The following is an 18,970-nucleotide window of genomic DNA, read 5'->3' as shown; positions in this document are numbered from 1 at the left end:
GCGTGCCTTCCGAAGACTCCCGCTCGGACGGCTTCTGGCCCGACGGCAAGGCGGCGATCGTCCTGCTGCCCAGCGGCGCGCAGGGCGAGACCCTGCTCGAGCTCGCCGCGCAGTGGACGAAGACCGGCCTCCTCGGCCAGGCGCTCTGGGTGCTGCCCGAGCACGTGAAGACCTCCGAGTACGCGCCTCCGCAGATCGAGGCCGTCGTGCTCGGGGTGGGCGCCGACCTCGAGTCGGTCGCGATCTCGGTCGACCTCTTCGAGGCGCTGGCGGAGGAGCAGCTCGCCCTGGTGCGGCTGGTCACCCTCCGCTCGGCTCTGCCCGAGCGCCAGACCGACGCCGCGCAGGACGCGGTCGCCGAGCTGGTGAGCCGCTGGGTGCGCACCTCGATGCCGCTGCCGAACCCCTCCGCGACCCTCGCCGACCAGACAACCGAGCTGCGCCGGGTCACCCTGATCTGCGCGCCCACGGCCTTCCAGCTGCGCGAGCGCGTGGAGGCGCACGAGCACGGCTTCATCGTGATCGCCTCGCCCGAGGACCGCTCGAGCCCCTGGTCGGGCGACGCGTTCGTGCGCGACGACGAGCGCTTCACCGGCTTCACGCTGACCCATCTGGCCAGCGTCGCGGGGCTGTGGAACGGCGTGACCGACGGCAGCGTCGAGCTGATGAGCCGCGAGAGCGACGGCGGCGACTCCGTCTGGATCTCGCGCGTGTTCCTCAACGCGGTGCTGACGGAGTCGCTCGGCCGCCGCGTCGCCGCCGGCGTCCTCGAGAACGCGGCCCGCCCCGACTCCCTGCTGATCGACCCCAGCGTCAGCCCGCCGCCCCCCGGCACCGCCTTCATCGAGGACGGCCAGATCGCCGGCTACGTCGACGGGATGGTCGAGGGGGCGCTGCGCCTGGACGGCGGAGCGCTCACCTACGACTCCGCAGGCGCGCTCGACGTGCCCGAGCCTTCTCGGATCGGCTTCTTCGCGCAGATCGGCCGCTTCTTCTCGTTCTCGGCCGGCAAGCTCGTGCAGATGCCGCGCTGGAGCGCCCGCTGGCTCTCGTCGAGCGCCAACCGCTCAATGACCCGCGCGCTGCACACCGCCGAGGGCTCGGCCGTGGTCGGCTCGCAGCTCGACGAGGTGCTGGATGTGCGCGACCGCCTGCTGCTCGCCGACCTCGAGCGCCTCCGCGACGACGAGGGCCGCGCGCGGGCCGAGGCAGGGGCGCCCGCCGCGATGGCGCACGTGCGCACGACACCGCAGCTGTGGGCCGGACTCCGCGAGCTCGTCTTCGGCGCGCTCGACGGCAGCGCCGACCTGCGCGACGCGGGCTTCGTGCCCGTCGAGGGCGCGGTGCCCGTCTTCGGGCGCGTGGGCGACGTGCTCGCGCTGCCCGACGGGCCGTGGGAGGCGGGCGCGCACGACGTGCCGCCCGGGTTCCCTTCTCGGGTGGACTGGTATGCGCTGGCGCTCGAGGATCCGCGAGTGAAGCTGCAGAACTGGGTGACGGCGTCGGAGGCGTCGGTCGCCGCGGAGGTGCCCGCGCCGGTCGCTGTGGAGGATCCCGTCGCTGTGGAGGAGCCTCCCGCATTCGACCCGCCCGCTCAGGAGTCGCTGGTCGAGCCGGATGCGGAGCCGGAGCGCCCCGTCGTGCAGATCGAGCTGCCGGCGGAGGAGCCCGTCGCGCCGCCCGTCGACCCCGAGGCGCGCCGCTCCGGCCGTCTGCAGGCGCTCGCCGAGTACGACCTCTGGGCCGGCGCGCAGAGCTCGTCGTTCGTCTGGCGCTTCCTCGACCGGATCGGCGCCGAGCGCCGCCGCGCCGAGGACGAGGTCGCGTACCTGGTCGGCGAGATCGACGCGATCCGCCCCCAGCGCGCGGGGGAGCTGCTGGCGCTGCGCCGCGACTTCCACCGCTCGATGCTCGTCGGCTGGGTCACTGTCGTCGCCCTGGCGCTCGCCGTCGGCGTCGGCATCTGGTTCGTCAACGACTACGCGACGCGCACCGACTCGTTCGATCCGCGCATCCTGACCTCGCTGCTCTCGTGGATGCTCGTGGGCCTCGGAGGCGCCGCGCTGCTCATCACTCTGGTCTCGCTCGTGCGCTACCACTCCGGCTGGTCGCGCTTCGAGCGCCGCATCGAGGTCGAGCGCACCCGCCTCGCCCACTACGGAGCGAGTGCCCGGCGCGCCCGCGAGGAGGCCGCGCGCCTCCGCTCGGTGCACCGCCAGGCCGTGGACTGGCTGGTGCTGCTGTCGAAGGCGATCCACCGGCCGTGGCACGTGCCGCCCGTGTGGACGCAGCACGAGACCTTCGACGTCGAGCGCGGCCACATGCCCTTCGCCGTGCGCCTCGCCACCGTCAGCGGCGAGGAGACCGCCGCCGTCGCCCGCATGCGCGCCGCGATGACGTCGAAGCTGGTCCGCCGCGGCTGGCGCCACGAGGCCTTCGAGGCCCTCGTGCAGGAGATGGCCGCCGACTACGGAGCGGGCCAGGGCTTCGGCCTCTCGGCGCTGGACGAGGACCTCCCGCACTCGTCCAACCACACCCGGCGGATGCTGTTGCGAGCGTTGGACGACGAGTCCCTGCTCACGCGGATCGCCGCCCCGCGCCTGGCCGACATCGTCGCCTCCGTGCAGCGCGACGAGGAGTCGATCGCCCGCCCGCGCGTGCGCCCGATGGGCGTGAACCCTCTGAACGCCCTCCGCCGCCCCGAGGACTACGACGGCGTCGAGCTCGACCTCCCGTGGGACGACTTCCTGCTCGAGTCGCTGACCCGCGCCGACCCGATGACGCCGGTGAGCGCGACGGTGCTCACGGAGCTGCAGGTGGGGGAGCGGTACCACGAGCGCGTGACGAGCTTCCTCGTCGCGCCGTCGCGGCTGCAGGAGCGGCTGCGGTTCGACCCGTCGGCGCCGATCCATGTGGTGCCGTACGAGGGCGCGACGGGTGCGCCGGTGGACCTGGTGTGGCGCGTGGACGTCGTCGGGCCGGTGCCGCGCGCGGCGATCCGGCTGTGGGACGGGGCGCGCTCGGTGGCGGCGCCGGTCGTCGCGCCCGAGGGCGACTCGGGGGTCTAGCGGTGGGAGCACCTCCGCCGCCGCGACCGGAAGCGCCGCGGCGGGTGGCGCCTCCGGTGCTTCGGGGTGGTGTGCCGGCGCGTGGCGTGCGTCGGCGTACGCCGTGGTGGGCGTTCGTTGTCGCGGCGGTGGGGGCCGTCGCTGTCGCGTTCGCGGTGGTGGGAGTGGAGGAGACGGTCGGTGGGCCGGTCGCGGCGTCTCCCGCGCCTGTCGTCTCGGCGTCCGCTTCGCCTGTCGCTTCGCCATCCGCTTCGCCTGCCGCATCACCGACGGACCCTCCTGCCGACGGACCCGCTGCCTCCGCGCTCGCCGCCCTCGCCGCGATCCCGACCGACGACGGCTTCGCCGACCTGCCCTACGACCGCGACCTGTTCGGCCAGGCCTGGTCCGACATCGACCGCAACGGCTGCGACACCCGCAACGACATCCTCGGCCGCGACCTCCTCGACCCGGTGTTCAAGCCCGGCACCCGCGACTGCAAGGTCCTCTCGGGCACCCTGATCGACCCCTACGACGGCACCGCCGTCTCCTTCGTCTCCGGCTCCGACACCTCGCGCCTGGTGCAGATCGACCACGTCGTCGCCCTCGGCTGGGCCTGGCACCACGGGGCTTGGGCATGGACGGACGAGCAGCGCCTGATGTTCGCGAACGACCCGGCGAACCTCGTCGCGGCCTCGGAGGAGACGAACCAGTCGAAGAGCGACGCCGGGCCGGGGGAGTGGCTGCCGCCGGAGCGGGAGCTGCGGTGCGGGTATGTGGAGCAGTTCGTGGGGGTGGTGAGCGCATACGGATTGGGTGTCGGTGAAGCGGACCGGGCCGCCGCTGAGACGATCCTCCTCGCTTGCGCCTCCTGACCGCGAGAACGGGAGCGCCTGCCGCACGACATTTGTCGGTCGTCCGGGCGAGAATGGCTGAGCTGAGAGGGGGCCCCGATGGCCGGGAGCGCGAACGAGGACTTCGACTACGAGACGGTTCTGCCGGCCGTCTGGAGTCGCGCATTCCCGTGGCTCGAGGGGCACGCCACCGCTGACAGGGCCGAGCTGCGATCGCTGCTGGTCGCTGCCGCTCCCGATGATCCAGCGGCTCGGGCCGCCATCGTCGAGCACATCGTCGAATACCGCAGCTCGTCGACCATGCGCGAGCTGTTCCCGACCGTGCGCAGCAGGGATGTGCCCGATCGAGTGCAGAGCGTGCGACTCCGGAACGTACTGCTTCGGGAAGCGCTGACCGACTTCGAGTCGCTCGCTCCGCTGCGAGTACGGGGTGTGATGGTGCTCCGCGGCATGGGTGCCCGGAGTGTGACGGACCTGCTGGCCTGGCTGGTCGGGGAGGCGCTCAGCTCGGTCGGCTCGTCGACCGAGCCGGTCGCAGAAACGCAGGCTACTTCCCGGCGCCTCCGTCGAGCGGCGGACGCGACGCCGCGGTCGAGGCTGCTCGACGCGGTGCAGGTTGTGTCCTCCTGGAATCAGGCTCTCGGTCAGGGTGCGGCTCCTCTGCTCTCCGCGCCGCGAGACGCAGGCTCGGCGCCGCTCGCCGTCATCGAGGCGTGGAGTCTGCTCGACTCGCTGACGTCCGATGACTGGATCGGGACGGGTGCCGAGGCCGCTTCTCTTGCACAGCAGATCGGAGTCCACCTTGCCGACCTCGACGAGCGGAGGCGGATTATCCTTCTGGAGCGGCATGTTCAAGGTCGGCGGGCGACACTGGACCAGCTCGGCGAGCGGCTCGGCGTGACGCGCGAGCGCGTGAGGCAGATCGAGAGCAAGGTGCGGGACTCGCTGTCCACCTGGCTCGAGCGCGACGAAGCGCTGGCCTTCCGAGCGGCCGCAGTGAGATCGCGGATCGGATCGCTCTCGCACATCGAGACGCTCGCTGAGGTCCCCGGAGTCCTGGAGTCTGTCGATGTTGATGGGACCACTGCTCTCGCGGTTCTGGACGCAGTCGACGACGGCTTCGAGGGTGATGGCGAATGGTTCGCGGTCCCGTCACTGGGAGCTGCTCGGGCCGAGTCGGAGACCCGATTCGCCGACCTGGTCGACCAGCACGGAGGCGCCCCGCACAGTGAAGTCGTCGCGTCCTTCGCAGAATGGACGGGGCTTTCGGAGAAGCGAGTCGTCGAATGGATGACGTTGCTCGGTCACGTCCGCATCGGCGATGTCTGGGCGCGGACGCGTCGTGCCTCGATTCCTGACCTCACGGTGGCACTTCTCAGCAACGAGGGTGAGCCGAGGCCGATCGATTGGATCGAAGCTGCCTTCGAGGGACAGCGCGCGGTGCAGTCGATCCGGAACGCTCTCGCGCTCGACGAGCGGCTGGTGCGCGTCGGCCGCGGTGACTGGGGGCTCGTGGAGTGGGGCGGGGAGGCCTACACGAGCATCAAGGACGCGATCGCGGCCGAGATCGAGCGCAACGACGGCGCCATCGCCCTCGATTCGCTCCTCGAGGCTCTTCCTCAAAGGCTCTCGGTGGCCGCGAGCAGTGTTCGCGGATACGCGTCAGGTTGGCCCTTTGTCACTCGCGGCGGGGTCGTCCGCTTCGCGGAACGACGGGCCGCTGTCCGGAAGAGGCCCGGCCTCACGAAGAACCTCTACTTCCTCGATGACGGCGGCGTCGCCTTCCGCCTCGAGGTGACAGCCGAGCACCTCCGGGGGAGTGGGACGGTGCTCTCCTCGGGAGTTGCACTGGCTCTCGGGCTCGCGCCCGGTGAGAGGAAGCGCTGGCACGGAGACGACTGGGGCGTCACGGTGACATGGGAGGGCACCCAGCCCCAGATGGGCACTCTTCGCGCAGCTCTCGCAACGATCGACAGCGCCGGCGGCGACATCGCGCGTCTCCTATTCGTCGGGGACCAGGTCACCATCGCTGCGGTGGACGACCCGCAGGACGTCCGCGCGCTGACGGGCGTCGACGATCCTCGCGCGCTGGCGGTCGCTGTCGGCCTTGATATGGAGGCCTCCGCATCGGACCTGCTCATGCGCGTGGAGGAACGCGGCGAGGCCGACCTGGCCGCGCTCCTGCGCGCACAAGCGGACGACTGAGGACGCCGACCCGCAATTGGTCCTCAGTAGGCGTCGGTCGCGACGAGGTCGTGCTCGGCGCTGCGGTCGAGCGCAGCGAGCGCCCGCGCCGCCTGGCGCTCGCTCGGCACGGTCCCGGGGACGGCGAGACGCTCGATGAGAGCGCGCTCGATGGGGCTGACCACGCCTCGCTCGACGCCCTCGCCTAGAACCGCTGCCCAGACAGCCGGTTTCACCCGGAGGACGCGCGCGACAGCTTCTACGACCGACCCCGCGGGAGTGGTCGAGCTCGGGGCGCTCGGCGCGGCGTGGGCCGCGCTGGTCGGCACGAGCTCATCGACGAGCGCAGGATTCAAGACGACCCGCTTCTTCTGCGCGGCGTCCCAGCAAGCGTTCTGCTTCGCCCACTGGGTCACGTTTCCTTGAGGCCGGTCGCGATCGGTGAGCACCGCGTGCATCGCCCGAGCCAGCGTGAGCAGCGTTTCCTCGGCGACAGGGCCGATCGCCTGCTCGCGCCACACCCGATCGAAGTCGAAGCGGTGATCGGGCATCTTGCGGCCGAGCTCGAAGGCGAACTTCGAGATCGCATAGGCGACGATGTTCGCGAGATAGCCGCCCTCGTACCAGTCCGACTGCATGACGGCGGTCCGGAGGCGGTTGTACATGATGACCTTGGCGACGCTCTGCCGGTAGTACTCGTCGTTCACCGCATCGGCCGACTGCTCCCAGAGGCGGTCGGTCTCCACCGCGTAGGCCATGAAGTTGCTCTGCGCACCTCGGCTGACCTCGTGAGGCTTCTGGTCCCAGGCGAAAGCGAACTTCGCCCAGTCCGTCTTCGTGACGACCTGGTTCTTGGGGAATTCGAGCTCGAAGCGCCGCTGTTCCGCGGCCGTCCGCGCATTCTTCGTGTTCTCGTACTGTCCGCGGGTCCTCTCGTAGAACCACCCGGTGCCGAACTGGACGCCGTCCTGTGCGGGCGCCTTCACGCGAAGGCTGATCTGCTCGAGACGGATGTGGAACGGGCTGTTCGAGAAGAAGTCGGCCTCGCTGACCTTGTTCTGGCTGTTGGCGAAGCGCGACACCTTCGCGACGAGATCGGCTGCTTGAGCAGGTGCGACCGTCACGAGCTTCATCTGAACGAAGACGCCCTCCAATGAGCGGTCCTTCGTCTGCCGCACGAAGTGAGCAAGAGAAGAAGTCGTCTGACCGCCGTTCACGATCTGCCAGTTGTCGATCGAGGTGATGAAGTTCGCGCCCTCCCTCTGCTCGACTGTGACGCCCGTGGCTGTCGTGGTGAGCCCGTTGTTGTAGGCCAGGAACATGTCCGGCTCATCGGCCAGAGTGGTCTGAATTCCCTTGTTGACCTTCCCGCGTGCGCTGAGGAACGTCCGCACATTGGACTCGAGCAATTGGCTGCCGTAGCGCTGGAAGGCATCTGCAAGCAGACGCCCGGGAAGTACTGCCAGGTAACTCGTCGCGGCAGCACCGTTCTCCGCCCCGATGAGGCAGGGCAGCCCCTCCGGCATCCACTCGGTGAGATCGATCCGAATGTCGTCCCGGCCGCTCTCCGAAGCAGCGAGCTCGTCGAATCGCCGGAGGTCCCAGATGGAGTAGGACGCGGGCTTGCCTGCGACGACTTCGTCCTCGATCGTTGTGACGCGAGAACTGAGCGTCGCATCGGTGACGAGGATGAACTTCAGGCGGTTGTACTTCGCGAGGTTCTCCCTGAAGTAGATCGCGTACTCGGCTTCGCGGGAGCTGATCTCGAGGTTGTCGGAGAGCCAGCCGTCGACCGAGTGCTCCAGGTACGCCTCTCCAGCGCCGAAGATCTTCCGCGCCTCCGTCCTCGTGAGGACCGAGCCCGGAGAGTCGTAGTGCGCTCCGACGATCACGACCAGGGAGTCGTCCGCGGTGTCCTCCGCGTACCCGAGGATCTCGAGCTTCTTCGATCGCCGCCCAGAGCAGCGCAGGGGCTCGACCGTCGCGTCGAAGACGACTTCAGCCTCTTGAAGACGAGCGACCAGCTCCTCGCCGAAGGCCTGCACGGCGAACGAGGACGAGCCCTCTGCCCTCAGGGCGATGCGCTCGCGCAGTGCTTCCTCGAAAGTCATTCGTTGTACTCCGGTGGGTGCTCAGTGCAGTCGGAGACTGCCCGCGTAGTCCGCAAGCGACGCGATGTTCAAACGGTAGGTGACGCTCGTCACTGCGGCCGGAACCGAGACTGCGCGCACACGCGGGAATTCGTCCACGACATCGAAAGCCAGGATGTCCCCGATCCGGAACCACCAGTCGGCGTAGTAGCTGTCCTCACGGTCGAAACCGAGGGCGTGGACGGCATCGCTCCAGAGCTTCCTTGAGCCTGGGTCGTGATCAGCCTCGGCCGCCAGGGCATCGAAGAGCTGGAGCAGATTGCGAGCCTCCGCGTCGGATGGGTCGGATCTCTCCATGGGCACGACTGCGAGCTGGAGCGTGGTGTTGGCCGGTTCCAGCTGCTGCAGGCTCGAGATCGTCACTTCCATGGACGGCCGGTGGGCCGACTTCACCTCGACGCAGTGCCCGGAGGGGAAGATGAAGTCCTTGCTGTTGCCGAAGGGGCCGCTCCAGTCCCGGAGGGCAGTGGACGGCGTCTTTCCCGCGGTGAGGATCATCTCGAGGATCGTCAGCTCGGCCATCAGCCCTCGCAGTGCGTCCTCCCCAAGTCGACCGCGCGGCTTCGCGAGGAAGTCCCGGAACGCCTCGAGACTGCGTGCGAACGCCTCCACGCTCGCCTCTGCGCCGTCGACCCGCTGACTCTCTTCGAGGAGGTACCGGCAGAGCACGAGGAACGCGGGGTCGAGTTCCGGCTCGAGGGAGGTGATCCGCAGATAAGTGAGTCCCGACTGAGGGGCCTGCGAGACCTGGACTGAGAAGCCACGCCCACCGTCGATGAAGTAGTCGAGTGTCGACGGGAGCTCAATCACGAGAGCCGGATGCCGCTGACTGTTCTGAACGAAGACGCGAAGCCACAAATGACGAAGCCTGACGACCTTGCCGTCCTCCCCTCGGAGGGCGGTTGCGAAGGCTTCTTCAAGCTTCACGCGGCACCCTCATCTGATTCCTCGTCTGCCGTCGGCAAGTTCAGATTCATGCGCGCGTAAACCGTGTTCGCTACAAAGCGGGCTACCCGGCCCTTCTTGCTTCCTGCTCGCTCTTGATCGTCGGAGGAGACCGGGAAGGCCACAACGACTGCGATCAGCGGTTTATTTGCTCGTATCTTCGGGCGCTTGTCGTCCTTCACCACGGCGCCATGCTCTTCTTCAGTTTTCGCCTCAGAGTAGGTCTGAGTGATCACGCTGTAGACGAGGAGCAAGGGGCGCTCCAACGCATGGCGGATGATCGTGGGCTCCGATAGCCGCTCGCCAACTCCGAGATCGGCCTCAAGCTTGCGGATGACGTCCCGCTTCATCGCGTTCTTTATGTCGGAACCTGCGGCGACGCGTCGATTCCCGAAGCGCAACGACATGCCCGAGCTTGCCTCGACTCCCGCCCGGAGGCTGGTCTTCGGGTCACCCGGAAGTCCGAGAGCACTCGACTGATCCCCGGAACCGGAGACGAAGCCGACATCCCAGCTCTCTGCATTCACGGCATCAGCCAGGTGTGCGGAAAGCTGAGCCTTGTCGCTCTTGGCTGTGCGACCGAAGAATGTCTCAGTGTCGTGACCTCTGAACTGCGCGAAGAAGCGCACGACCACTTCTGCAGGCACGCTGTCCCAAACGAGTGCCCCCCGGTCCTCTGCGGGGCCCCCGAGGGTCTTCAGGGTCTCGACCAGATCGACTGCTGCTTTCGAGTTCCGGTTCAGGTCATCACTCGCCGCCGACAGCACATAAGACTCGAAGGATGCGCCGTTGATATCGACCTCACCCTCGATCTGCAAAGCATTCTTCTGCTTGTTTGCTGCCGTGATCAGGAAGGCCTCGGGGTGCCTGCGCATCTTCAACCCGAACTGCTCCGGTGTCATCTTCAGAGAATTCATCAGGCGGAGGGACCCACGAAGATCGTCCGAGACGTCTGCGACATACTTGAAGAGGTCCACGACAGCAGAATCGATCCAGACTCGCACGAGGTCCTCGTAACCCGGTCTATAGCCGAACCACCGTCCCATCTGGAGCAGGGTGTCCGCGGCGGCTGCCTTCCTGACGAAGTAGCTCACCTGGAGTCCGTCGAGTGTGAGGCCTCGCGCGAGGACGTCGCCGCCGACGAAGATCGTGGGCAGCCGGGATTCGGCCTCACGGTCCTCCCGCGACATCTCACTCAAGCGCTTGTTCCGAGGGCCCATAGTGCCGCTGTTGACCAGGACGACTGTGACCTCGGCTGCGATGTCGAGGAGGTGCGGTCGCAGCTCCTCCCAGGAGGCTGTCCCCGGATACTCCTCCTCGAAGACCTCCCTGAGCACAGAGGCTGGGGACTTGCCGTCTGCCAGCTCATCCTCCGGCAACGCATACTCGGCGAGCACTGCTCGCGTGACCTCGTCGACGAAGTGCTTGACCTCCGCCGTCACGTTCTCCTGAACATCGTTGAATCGGGAGACGTTGATCATCATCGATGCAGGACGGGTCTCCTCGTCTCGCACCCGTCGGATCGCAGTGCCCACGAGAAAAGCGCTCAGCGCCTTGATCATGCTGTCCGGCAACTCCTCCAGTTGCGCCGTGCGCTTGTGACTGAAGGGAAGGACGTCCAGACAGTCCTGCACGTCGGTGCGGATGCGCTTCGGCGCGTCCGGTGCGGTCTCCCGACCGAAGTAGGACTCGACCCCGGTGTAGTTCGACGGGCTCTCGAGAGCCTGGATGAAGTCGCGGGGGAAGAGGTCTTCGTCGACAGAGTCATCGATCAGCACATTCGCGAAAGGAGTCGCTGTGATGGCCAGGTACGAGCTGCGACTGGAAGCGGCGAGCAGTCGACGGATCACCTTGTTTACGGCGGCCGCGTCTTCCTCGGTCTTCGTGTTCACGGACGCCCAGTCCGCTTCATCGTCCAGCACGACCAGCGGCGCATTCAATTTGCCGTTCTGCGCCTGTCCGACAAGGTAGTTGGCGAGATTCGCGAGGACCTTGGCGTTCTTCTTGACGACGAAAATCGTGGGGGTGTCGCCCTCGAGGGCGACGACACCGGCGTTCTTGCTGGCGGCGCTGAAATCCGAGCGTGTGGTCGTCAGGATGTTGCTCTGGATCGTGGAGTCGATCTTCCCGACGCCGATGCGCATGTTCGCGTACCTGGAGTCGATGTTGTCCGCGATGTAGACGGAGTCGACACCGGTCATGTCCTTGTCGAGTCGCTGTTGCGTCTGACGCCGGAGTTCCTCCGTGTGCCCGCCGATGACGACGACGATCTTGTAGCCGTAATCGATCGCCTTATTCAGTATGCCCAGGTAGGTGGCGGTCTTGCCCGACTGCACCTCTCCGATGACGAGTCCTCGTCGAGCCCACTCACCGGAGCGCTTTGGATCGCCCATGTGCTCTACGACGATGTCCGTCAGCTCGTCGAGCTTGCGGATGACATTCGGGCTCCACTCGCGATTGACTAGGAGCTGCCGGTAGGCGTTCCACCGCTTCGTGTCCGTCGTGGCGCTTCGCTCCGCGAGCCACTCCTTGAACGTGGCCGAGTCGACGACGATAGGAACAAGATCGATTACGACGTTCTGCAACTCGGTCACTCGAGCAACCACGTCGTCGACATCGTTCGCGGCGAGCTGGGGTGCGAGAATAGGAGCGAGTTGTCGCGCCCTTGTCTCGAGATCGTCCAGCGGGATCGACTCGTCGTTGAACAGCATCCCGTTCAGAGCGTCGAGGAGGATCTTCTTCTGGGTGCTGATTGCCGAGCTCGTCATGCGCTTGCGCTCCATACCTGCTTGATGAGTTCGTCGAGATCCTCGACGCGATCGAAGGGCTCGATGGCCCGAAGTGTCGACGCGACCTGCGTCGCTGAGAGATTTCCGAAGCCGCCTGAGCGGTGGAGCGCCGAGAGCTGCTCCAATACGTCCGAGGTGGTGACCAGCGGTGCAGAGCTGGTCTGGCCCTTCGCCGCCTCGATGTAGAGGTCCGCAGTAGGAAAGGTCTGGCCGAGGTCGGCGAGCAGGCGGCCGAGCTGTCGCCGCTGCTCGTCTGTCATCGACTCCTGGAGGGCATTGACGAGTGGATGATCCGCATTGACCTGATACCGGTACCCGTCGCGCTCCGTCACCTTCTCCCACATCCGCGCGATCGCATCGCCCGTTGCCCGCCGCCCCCGGAAGGTGTGCACCCGCTTGCTCTTCCCGATGACCTGGTCCATCACTCGCCTGAAGTGGGTTCGGAAGGCCTGGGGCGGCTCGGCCCGAGACTTCTTGATGTCCAGCTGCCACAGGTGATCCACGGTGTTCGGGATGTCGACCATCACGCGGGACTGCTTGGACAGCTCCTCGCGTCGGGACAATCCGAACCAGTGGCCGTAGGAGATGAGCCGGCGGTTCCGGTAGATGTAGAAGCCCTGCCGCTCTCGCATGCCGGCGCCGAGATCCCAGCGCTCCCGCTCCTTCTTCGAAAGCGCGGACGGGTGAGGAAGCGTGTACGACTGGAATTCGATCCGCTGCCCCTCGATCGTCAGAGGCTCCCGATAGGACTCCTGCGTCTTCGGATTCTTCGAGAGGAAGGGATCCAGTGCGGCCACGTTGATGCCATTCACGGAGATCACGAGCGGATTCCTCGTTCCATCATCGAGGAACCGATGGAAGGTGAGCGACAGGTGACCCCTGAGGTCCTGCAGACGCTCGGCCATCACGACATCGGGCCGGGCTGCGGCTCCGAGCATGTAGTCAAGCTCCTGCCAGATCACCAGAGTGCCGGCCTCCCGCGTCAGCAGGGTCTCTGCGCGGGGCAGATCGGCGTACTCGCTCGCGCTCAGGATGCTCAACGACCACTGCCCAGTGGCAAGCACGTGATCGATATCCCATTGGAGGGCGGACGTCTCACCATTCTTGCGGGTGAGGACCGTCAGCCGCCTCGCCTGGGAGAGTGAGGCGGTCTTGAGCCCGAGGCCGAACCGGCCCAAGTCGGAGCCTGCCCGCGCTCCGGTGCGTGCGCTTCCAGCGAGCTGGAGCGCGGTGCGTGCGTCATCCGGAGTCATCCCCGCACCGTCGTCGAGGATGGTGAGGAACGAGGAATCGATCGGATCGCCGGTGATCTCGATGCGTCGAGCGTCCGCACTGATGCTGTTATCAACGAGGTCGGCGATCGCGGCCTGGAACGAGTAGCCGACAGAGCGCATCGACTCCAGGAGCTCCACGCCGGGAACCAGGATCTCGTGCTCCAAGCCGCCCCCTTGATGAACCTGAGCACAGCCTACGTGCCGGATGCAGGGCTCCCGCGCACGGATGGATCCATGCATGCGTATTTCTTCCTAACCCTGCGGCACCGCGCCGGGGTCCTGGCGCTAGGGACGGCTCAGGGGCCGGCAGAGAGGTAAGCTGCTCCTACTCCCCGGCGGCTGGATCGTCTCGTCGAGCACTCGCTCGATCGGATGCTTGCGGAACGCCTGGTGGCGTGAATCCGCCGATGTCGGTAGCTGGATGCACACTGACGCGGGGCAGAACGAGAGGCAGCACGTGGAATTCAGAATGGGTGAGCTCTTCTGCGGCCCTGGCGGGATGGCTCTGGGCGCTCATCGAGCTGCTCAGGAGCTCGGTGTCGATCTCCGGCATGCCTGGGCGAACGACTACGACGCCGATACCTGCGCGACGTACCGTTCCAATATCCCCGGCGCGACAGCAGAGTCTGTGATCCACGCCGACGTCCGAGTCCTCGAGACCTCGTCCCTCGCCCCGATCGACGGCTTCGCCTTCGGCTTCCCCTGCAACGACTTCAGTCGAGTGGGCGAGCGCAAGGGCATGATGGGTCGCTTCGGGCCGCTCTACAAGTACGGCGTGAACGTGCTGAATGAGCACTCGCCGGCCTGGTTCGTCGCCGAGAACGTCGGTGATCTGAAAGGCTCCAACGACGGGCACTCCTTCCGCCAGATCCTCCGGGAGCTCGAGCGGGCGGGCGACCAGGGCGGGTACGTCCTCACGCCGCACCTGTACAAGTTCGAGCAGTACGGCCTTCCGCAACGTCGACACCGCATTCTCATCGTCGGCATCCGAAAGGACCTCGACGTGGAGTTCCGCATCCCCGCGACCGAGCCCTACGCCCACATCGACAACTCGGCGGGCAACAGGCTCGAGAACCCTCCGATCGGGCCGCTCGTCACGCAGAATGAGCTGGCGAAGCAGAAGCCGTGGGTCATCGAAAGGCTGACGCACATCAAGCCGGGTCAGAGCGCTTTCACTGCCGAGCTCCCCGAGCACCTGCGGCTCAACGTCACAGGCGCGACGATCAGCCAGATCTACAAGCGGTTGGAGCGCGACAAGCCCTCTTACACCGTCACCGGATCGGGTGGCGGTGGGACGCACGTCTACCACTGGGACGAGCCTCGCGCGCTCACGAATCGCGAGCGGGCGAGGCTGCAGACCTTCCCGGATGAGTACGAGTTCGTCGGCGGGCGGGACAGCGTGCGGCGTCAGATCGGAATGGCCGTTCCGGTCGAGGGAGCAGAGGTGGTCTTCTCGTCCCTCTTCAAGTCCTTCCTCGGGATCGGCTACGAGACGACGCATACGAATCTGCCCCGCTCGGTCGCAACCGTGATCAGGACCCCTGCAGGCCGCTGAGTCGAGTCGTCATGGCACGCGCGGTCGAGACGTCCTCATGGGCGTCGTCTGACGGAGCTCGTCGCTCGATGCGCGGCAACAAGCGCAAGGACACCGCGCCGGAGCTCGCGGTCCGCCGCAGGCTCCACGCGATGGGCTTGCGGTATCGAATCGACCATCCGCCCGTGCCCGGGTTGCGCAGACGCGCGGACATCGTCTTCACCCGCAGGCGGATCGCGGTCTTCATCGACGGGTGCTTCTGGCACAGCTGCCCCCTCCACGCGACTACCCCCAAGCAGAATGCCGAGTACTGGCTGCCGAAGCTCGCCACCAACGTGGAGCGTGATCGTGACACCGACGCCCGATTGACCGCTGCAGGCTGGACTGTGCTGCGCTACTGGGAGCACGAGGCTCCCGAGCTGATAGCTGCGGAGATCCGGTCTCGCTGGAGCGACGCCCTGGTGCAAGCAGAAGTTCCGTAGACCGCGCTCAGTCCAGGTGGAAAGTCGAGATGAGGATCTCGATCAGCTCGCGTGCCGCTCGTTCGTCCATCTGAAGCGTCTGACTGCTCTTCGGACCGGACTTGCGATCGTCCGATCCGAAGGTCGAGAGATGGATGTACCTGCTTCCGTCCTCGGCGACGACTTCCTGATAACTGCAGTCCACCTCCGTCTGGTGGACGCTGACGTTCTGTGTTCCGACTCGCAACGACCTGATTCTCGCCATGTGTGCCGCCTCCCACTGAGCCACCCCGAAAATGGGGACAGCAAGGACAGGATGGCACTGCTTCCCCCAGCCGTTCTCACTTCTTGAGCGGGTCGTTCCCCCAGTTCATCAGCGAGTACCGCCACTTCGTCTCCGTCACGTCCCCCGACGGCCGCTGCTTCGAGTGCCGCGCCACGTACGCCGTGACCTTCTTCATGTGCGCGTAGTCGTCGTCCGTGAGATCGGCCTGCTTGGTACCGAGGATGTCGATGATGCGGCGGCCGCTCTCGTGGCCGGTGGACTCGCCTCCGCCGGCGGGCTTCTGGCCGACCTCCTTCGACTCGTCCTTCGCCAGCCAGTCCTCGAGCTGCTTCGCGGTCATGTTCACGGCGTCGTGGAACTCGTCGCGGATCGTGCGCTTCTCGTCGTCTGTCGTCATCGTCGGTCCCTCGCTCGCGACCCCGGGATGGGGTACGCCTCCACTCGAGCGCCCCGTCGCCGAGAGGTCAAGCCCCGTGCCCCTGCGCATCGGCGGACGTAGCGTCGAAAGCGTCCGCACTAGCGCGACCACGATCAGAGAAGAGGCAGCCATGCCCTCACGCAACACGCTCGTCCGCAGCCTCCACGACCTCGGTGCCGCCGCCTGGTTCGGGGGCTCCCTCATGGGCGCCGTCGGCCTCAACGGAGCCGCCGCCACCTCGTCCGACCCGTCCGAGCGCCTCCGCGTCGCCTCCGTGGGCTGGGCCCGCTGGACCCCCGTGCAGCTCGCGGCCATCGCCGCCCACGGCGTCGGAGGCATCGGCCTCATCCTGTCGAACAAGGAGCGCCTGAAGAACCAGCAGGAGAGCCGCACCAACACGATCATCAAGACCGTCGTGACCGGCCTCGCCGGCGCCGCCTCCGTCACCGCCGCGATCGCCGGCGCGACCCAGGCGAAGCACATCGACGAGGGCGCCAAGGGTGTCACCGAGGCGTCGGCGAGCAACACGCCGGAGCTGACCACCGCGCTGCGCGTGCAGAAGGTCACTCAGTGGCTGATCCCGGTGCTGACCTCGGTCATCATCATCCTCGGCGCCCAGCAGGGCGAGCAGCAGCGCCCGATCAAGGGCCTGTTCGAGACCACGGCGCGGATGTTCCGCAAGTAGCAGGTCTCGGGTGCGCCCGTGCGGCGGCGCGGGTCGAGAGCGAAGGATGGATGCGGGAACCTCGCGCCGGACCGCAGGGTCGGGCGCCGCAGGACGCATCCATCCTTCGTCGTTCGAGCAGCCCCTACGGCGTCGCCGTGCAGAGCGCCGTCGCGAAGGCGCCGGTGCTCGTCTGCTCGGCGATGACGGTGCCGTCGAGGGTGATGCGGCAGGTGATGTCGCCCTCGTCGTCGGCGCCGTTCGTCGCGGTGAGGGTGAAGGCCTGGAAGGCGGGGGTGCCGTCGTCCTGCACCTGCAGCTCCTCGGTGAAGGGGAGGGCGACGTCGGTGGCCTGCTCGACTCCGGAGCCGACGCCGTCGAGGGTCGAGTAGACGACGGTGGCGGTGGTGCCCGTGCCGGTGACCTCGTAGACGAGGGGCACGGTGGGGCCGTCGGTCGCGTCGGCCTGCGCGGTCTGGATCGCGTTCGAGACGCCGGTCGCGAACCCGGCGGTGTAGACGATGGCCAGGATGATCGACAGGATCAGCGCGACCGCGTTCAGGATCACTCCGGCGATCGCGGTGCCGCGGGTGCGGTTCTTGAGGAACAGCGCGACGATGCCCAGCACCAGGCCGATGAAGGCGAGGAAGCCCGAGACGTAGTTGACGATCGGGATCACGGCGCCGACGAGGGCGAGGATGCCGATGATGAGCGAGGCGAGTCCGAGGCCGTTGCCCGTCTTGGCGGGAGTCGGGCCGGGGCCCTGGCCGGGAGTGGGCTCGGGGAACACGGCGGGGTTGTACAGGGTCATGCGGCGAGTATCGCAGCCGGGCGGATCCGCTGAGCCTTGATGGGCCGCCCGGCGATTGACCGCGCCATCTCTATATAGGTAGCCTCGCCGCATGACTCCGCTCGCCCGCATCACCGCCGCCACCGCGGACGTGCTGCGCGTCCTCCTCGACTCCGACGCCCCGACCTGGGGGATGCTCGTCATCAAGGCCACGGGCCGCCCGGCCGGCAGCGTCTACCCGATCCTCGAGCGGCTCGAGGGCGCGGGCTGGGTGACCTCGGTCTGGGAGTCGGACTCCGAGCGCAGCGGCCCGCGGCGCCGGCTCTACGAGCTCACGGGCGAGGGGGCGGAGGCGGCACCCGCGGCGATCGCGCGCGCCGCCGCCCCGGCCCGGGCCGTCGGCACCGCGGGGGTGACCGCGTGATCGACCTGCTGCTGCGCCTCCTGGCCCGCCTCCTCCCACCGCTCGCGCGCGAGCGCTACCTCGAGGAGTGGCGCGCCGACGTCGCCGGTGCGCCCGAGCACCGACGCGACATCGTGATCGGGGCGCTCGTCCTCAGCGCCACCCTCGACCGGGCGCTGCCCGCGCACTCGGGCGAGCCGCGGTTCCTCCGGCCGCGCCGACTCGCCCGGCGCGGTCTGGGACTGCTGGCGGCGGCGGCCTTCGTGCTGATCGGCGTCTACCTCACCGGCGGGGGCATCGTGCCCGAGGGGGCGTCGGCGGGAGTGCTCACGGCGCTGCAGACGAGCGGCCGGGTCGTCACGGCGCTGGCGCTCGTGGCCGGGGTCGTCGGAGTCGCGCACCTGGTCGGAGCCGCCCGCTCCGCCGAGACCCGCACCGCTCGCGTGTCGCTGCTCGCGGCCATCGCGGGACCCGCAGCGGTCGTCGTCGGGGTGCTGGTGCCGGGAGCGCCCTGGTGGCTGCCGCTGCTGGGCTTCGTCGTGGTGCTCGCCGGGCTGGCCACCGGGCTCGCCGTGATCGGGGGCACGCGTCCGGTCGCGGTCGCGCACCGGGAGGCGACCCGGCGGCAGCGCGTGCCGATCGCCCTCGGCGGCGCGGCGCTGGTGCTCGCGGTGGTCGTGGTCGGCGGGATCGACCTGCTGGTCTGGAACCCTCTGACGAAGGTTCCCGGCACCGACCTCGCGACGATCTACGCGCTGATGGCCGAGCGCGACGGCTTCTCGCTCACGGGCACTGTCGTCGCGCTGGTGATCTGGGCCGTGTTCTGGAGCGTCCCGGCGCTGCTCGTGGCGGGGCTCGCCCTCCACCCCTCCGGCCGGATCCTCACTCCGCGACGCCTCGCGATCGTGATGCTCTCGCTGGTGGGGGCCGCGATCTTCTTCCGCTTCTTCACCGGCTTCGGCATCGGGATGTCGATCGCCGACACCTTCTACACCAACGGCGGGGACGCCTCGATCGTCTCGGCGGCGCTTCCGCTGCTCGGTCAGGTCGCGTGGGCGGGCGCGGCGATCGCGCTGGGCTGGGCGCCGCGGGTGCCGATGCGACCGGTCGCGAGCGCGACGGTCGCCTGACGGGTGCACAACATCAGCTGAGGACGCCGCTCACGCACGAT

15 protein-coding genes are annotated in these 18,970 nt (G+C 67.8%); 8 read left to right on the top strand and 7 right to left on the bottom strand.

Annotation, left to right across the window (positions count from 1 at the left end):
- Nucleotides 1–2 precede the first annotated feature (2 nt).
- The 3 genes from GRS92_RS07195 (at nucleotide 3) to GRS92_RS07185 (ending at nucleotide 6,106) form a co-directional block, all read left to right on the top strand.
- Nucleotides 3–3,068 (top strand): hypothetical protein, encoded by a 3,066-nt coding sequence (locus GRS92_RS07195; RefSeq protein WP_159854672.1) that lies wholly within the window; start codon nucleotides 3–5, stop codon nucleotides 3,066–3,068.
- A gap of 86 nt (nucleotides 3,069–3,154) precedes the next feature.
- Nucleotides 3,155–3,922, top strand: a complete 768-nt coding sequence (locus tag GRS92_RS07190; protein WP_159854671.1) for an HNH endonuclease family protein — start codon at nucleotides 3,155–3,157, stop codon at nucleotides 3,920–3,922.
- A 78-nt stretch (nucleotides 3,923–4,000) separates the two neighbouring features.
- Complete coding sequence (locus tag GRS92_RS07185; protein WP_159854669.1) at nucleotides 4,001–6,106, top strand: sigma factor-like helix-turn-helix DNA-binding protein; 2,106 nt, start codon at nucleotides 4,001–4,003, stop codon at nucleotides 6,104–6,106.
- Nucleotides 6,107–6,129: 23 nt separating this feature from the next.
- Here GRS92_RS07185 and GRS92_RS07180 read toward each other — a convergent pair whose 3' ends face one another.
- The 4 genes from GRS92_RS07180 to GRS92_RS07165 are packed head-to-tail and all read right to left on the bottom strand — an operon-like array spanning nucleotide 6,130 to nucleotide 13,408.
- The gene (locus GRS92_RS07180) at nucleotides 6,130–8,196 is read right to left on the bottom strand and encodes an AIPR family protein (protein ID WP_159854667.1); all 2,067 of its coding nucleotides are present in this window, start codon (nucleotides 8,194–8,196) and stop codon (nucleotides 6,130–6,132) included.
- Between the two features lie 21 nt (nucleotides 8,197–8,217).
- Nucleotides 8,218–9,162: a PD-(D/E)XK motif protein gene (locus GRS92_RS07175; protein WP_159854665.1), complete on the bottom strand. Its 945-nt coding sequence runs from the start codon at nucleotides 9,160–9,162 to the stop codon at nucleotides 8,218–8,220.
- Nucleotides 9,159–11,963, bottom strand: a complete 2,805-nt coding sequence (locus GRS92_RS07170) for a Z1 domain-containing protein (RefSeq protein ID WP_235021861.1) — start codon at nucleotides 11,961–11,963, stop codon at nucleotides 9,159–9,161. Before GRS92_RS07170 ends, GRS92_RS07175 begins: the two co-directional genes overlap by 4 nt.
- On the bottom strand, nucleotides 11,945–13,408 hold the full coding sequence (locus GRS92_RS07165; protein WP_159854661.1) for an ATP-binding protein: 1,464 nt from the start codon (nucleotides 13,406–13,408) through the stop codon (nucleotides 11,945–11,947). Before GRS92_RS07165 ends, GRS92_RS07170 begins: the two co-directional genes overlap by 19 nt.
- A gap of 211 nt (nucleotides 13,409–13,619) precedes the next feature.
- Here GRS92_RS07165 and GRS92_RS07160 point away from each other — a divergent pair, with 211 nt between their 5' ends.
- Nucleotides 13,620–14,798 (top strand): DNA cytosine methyltransferase, encoded by a 1,179-nt coding sequence (locus GRS92_RS07160; protein WP_235021860.1) that lies wholly within the window; start codon nucleotides 13,620–13,622, stop codon nucleotides 14,796–14,798.
- An 11-nt stretch (nucleotides 14,799–14,809) separates the two neighbouring features.
- Nucleotides 14,810–15,259: a very short patch repair endonuclease gene (locus tag GRS92_RS07155; protein WP_159854659.1), complete on the top strand. Its 450-nt coding sequence runs from the start codon at nucleotides 14,810–14,812 to the stop codon at nucleotides 15,257–15,259.
- A gap of 7 nt (nucleotides 15,260–15,266) precedes the next feature.
- On the opposite strand, the gene GRS92_RS07150 is transcribed toward GRS92_RS07155, so the two are convergent.
- Entirely contained in the window at nucleotides 15,267–15,503 is a 237-nt protein-coding gene (locus tag GRS92_RS07150; protein ID WP_159854657.1) for a hypothetical protein, read from the bottom strand.
- 76 nt (nucleotides 15,504–15,579) lie between these two features.
- Complete coding sequence (locus GRS92_RS07145; RefSeq protein WP_159854655.1) at nucleotides 15,580–15,921, bottom strand: DUF3140 domain-containing protein; 342 nt, start codon at nucleotides 15,919–15,921, stop codon at nucleotides 15,580–15,582.
- 151 nt (nucleotides 15,922–16,072) lie between these two features.
- Here GRS92_RS07145 and GRS92_RS07140 point away from each other — a divergent pair, with 151 nt between their 5' ends.
- Entirely contained in the window at nucleotides 16,073–16,627 is a 555-nt protein-coding gene (locus tag GRS92_RS07140) for a hypothetical protein (protein WP_159854653.1), read from the top strand.
- 124 nt (nucleotides 16,628–16,751) lie between these two features.
- Here GRS92_RS07140 and GRS92_RS07135 read toward each other — a convergent pair whose 3' ends face one another.
- The gene (locus GRS92_RS07135) at nucleotides 16,752–17,417 is read right to left on the bottom strand and encodes a DUF4190 domain-containing protein (protein WP_159854651.1); all 666 of its coding nucleotides are present in this window, start codon (nucleotides 17,415–17,417) and stop codon (nucleotides 16,752–16,754) included.
- Nucleotides 17,418–17,508: 91 nt separating this feature from the next.
- Here GRS92_RS07135 and GRS92_RS07130 point away from each other — a divergent pair, with 91 nt between their 5' ends.
- Nucleotides 17,509–17,820 carry a PadR family transcriptional regulator gene (locus GRS92_RS07130; protein ID WP_159854649.1) on the top strand — a complete coding sequence of 104 codons (312 nt, stop codon included), beginning with the start codon at nucleotides 17,509–17,511 and terminating at the stop codon, nucleotides 17,818–17,820.
- Complete coding sequence (locus GRS92_RS07125; RefSeq protein WP_159854647.1) at nucleotides 17,817–18,929, top strand: hypothetical protein; 1,113 nt, start codon at nucleotides 17,817–17,819, stop codon at nucleotides 18,927–18,929. The genes GRS92_RS07130 and GRS92_RS07125 overlap by 4 nt, the downstream gene beginning before the upstream one ends.
- Nucleotides 18,930–18,970: the final 41 nt, after the last annotated feature.

The organism is Rathayibacter sp. VKM Ac-2754 (assembly GCF_009807095.1).
Taxonomy (GTDB): domain Bacteria; phylum Actinomycetota; class Actinomycetes; order Actinomycetales; family Microbacteriaceae; genus Rathayibacter.
This window is presented reverse-complemented; position numbering and strand designations above follow the sequence as displayed.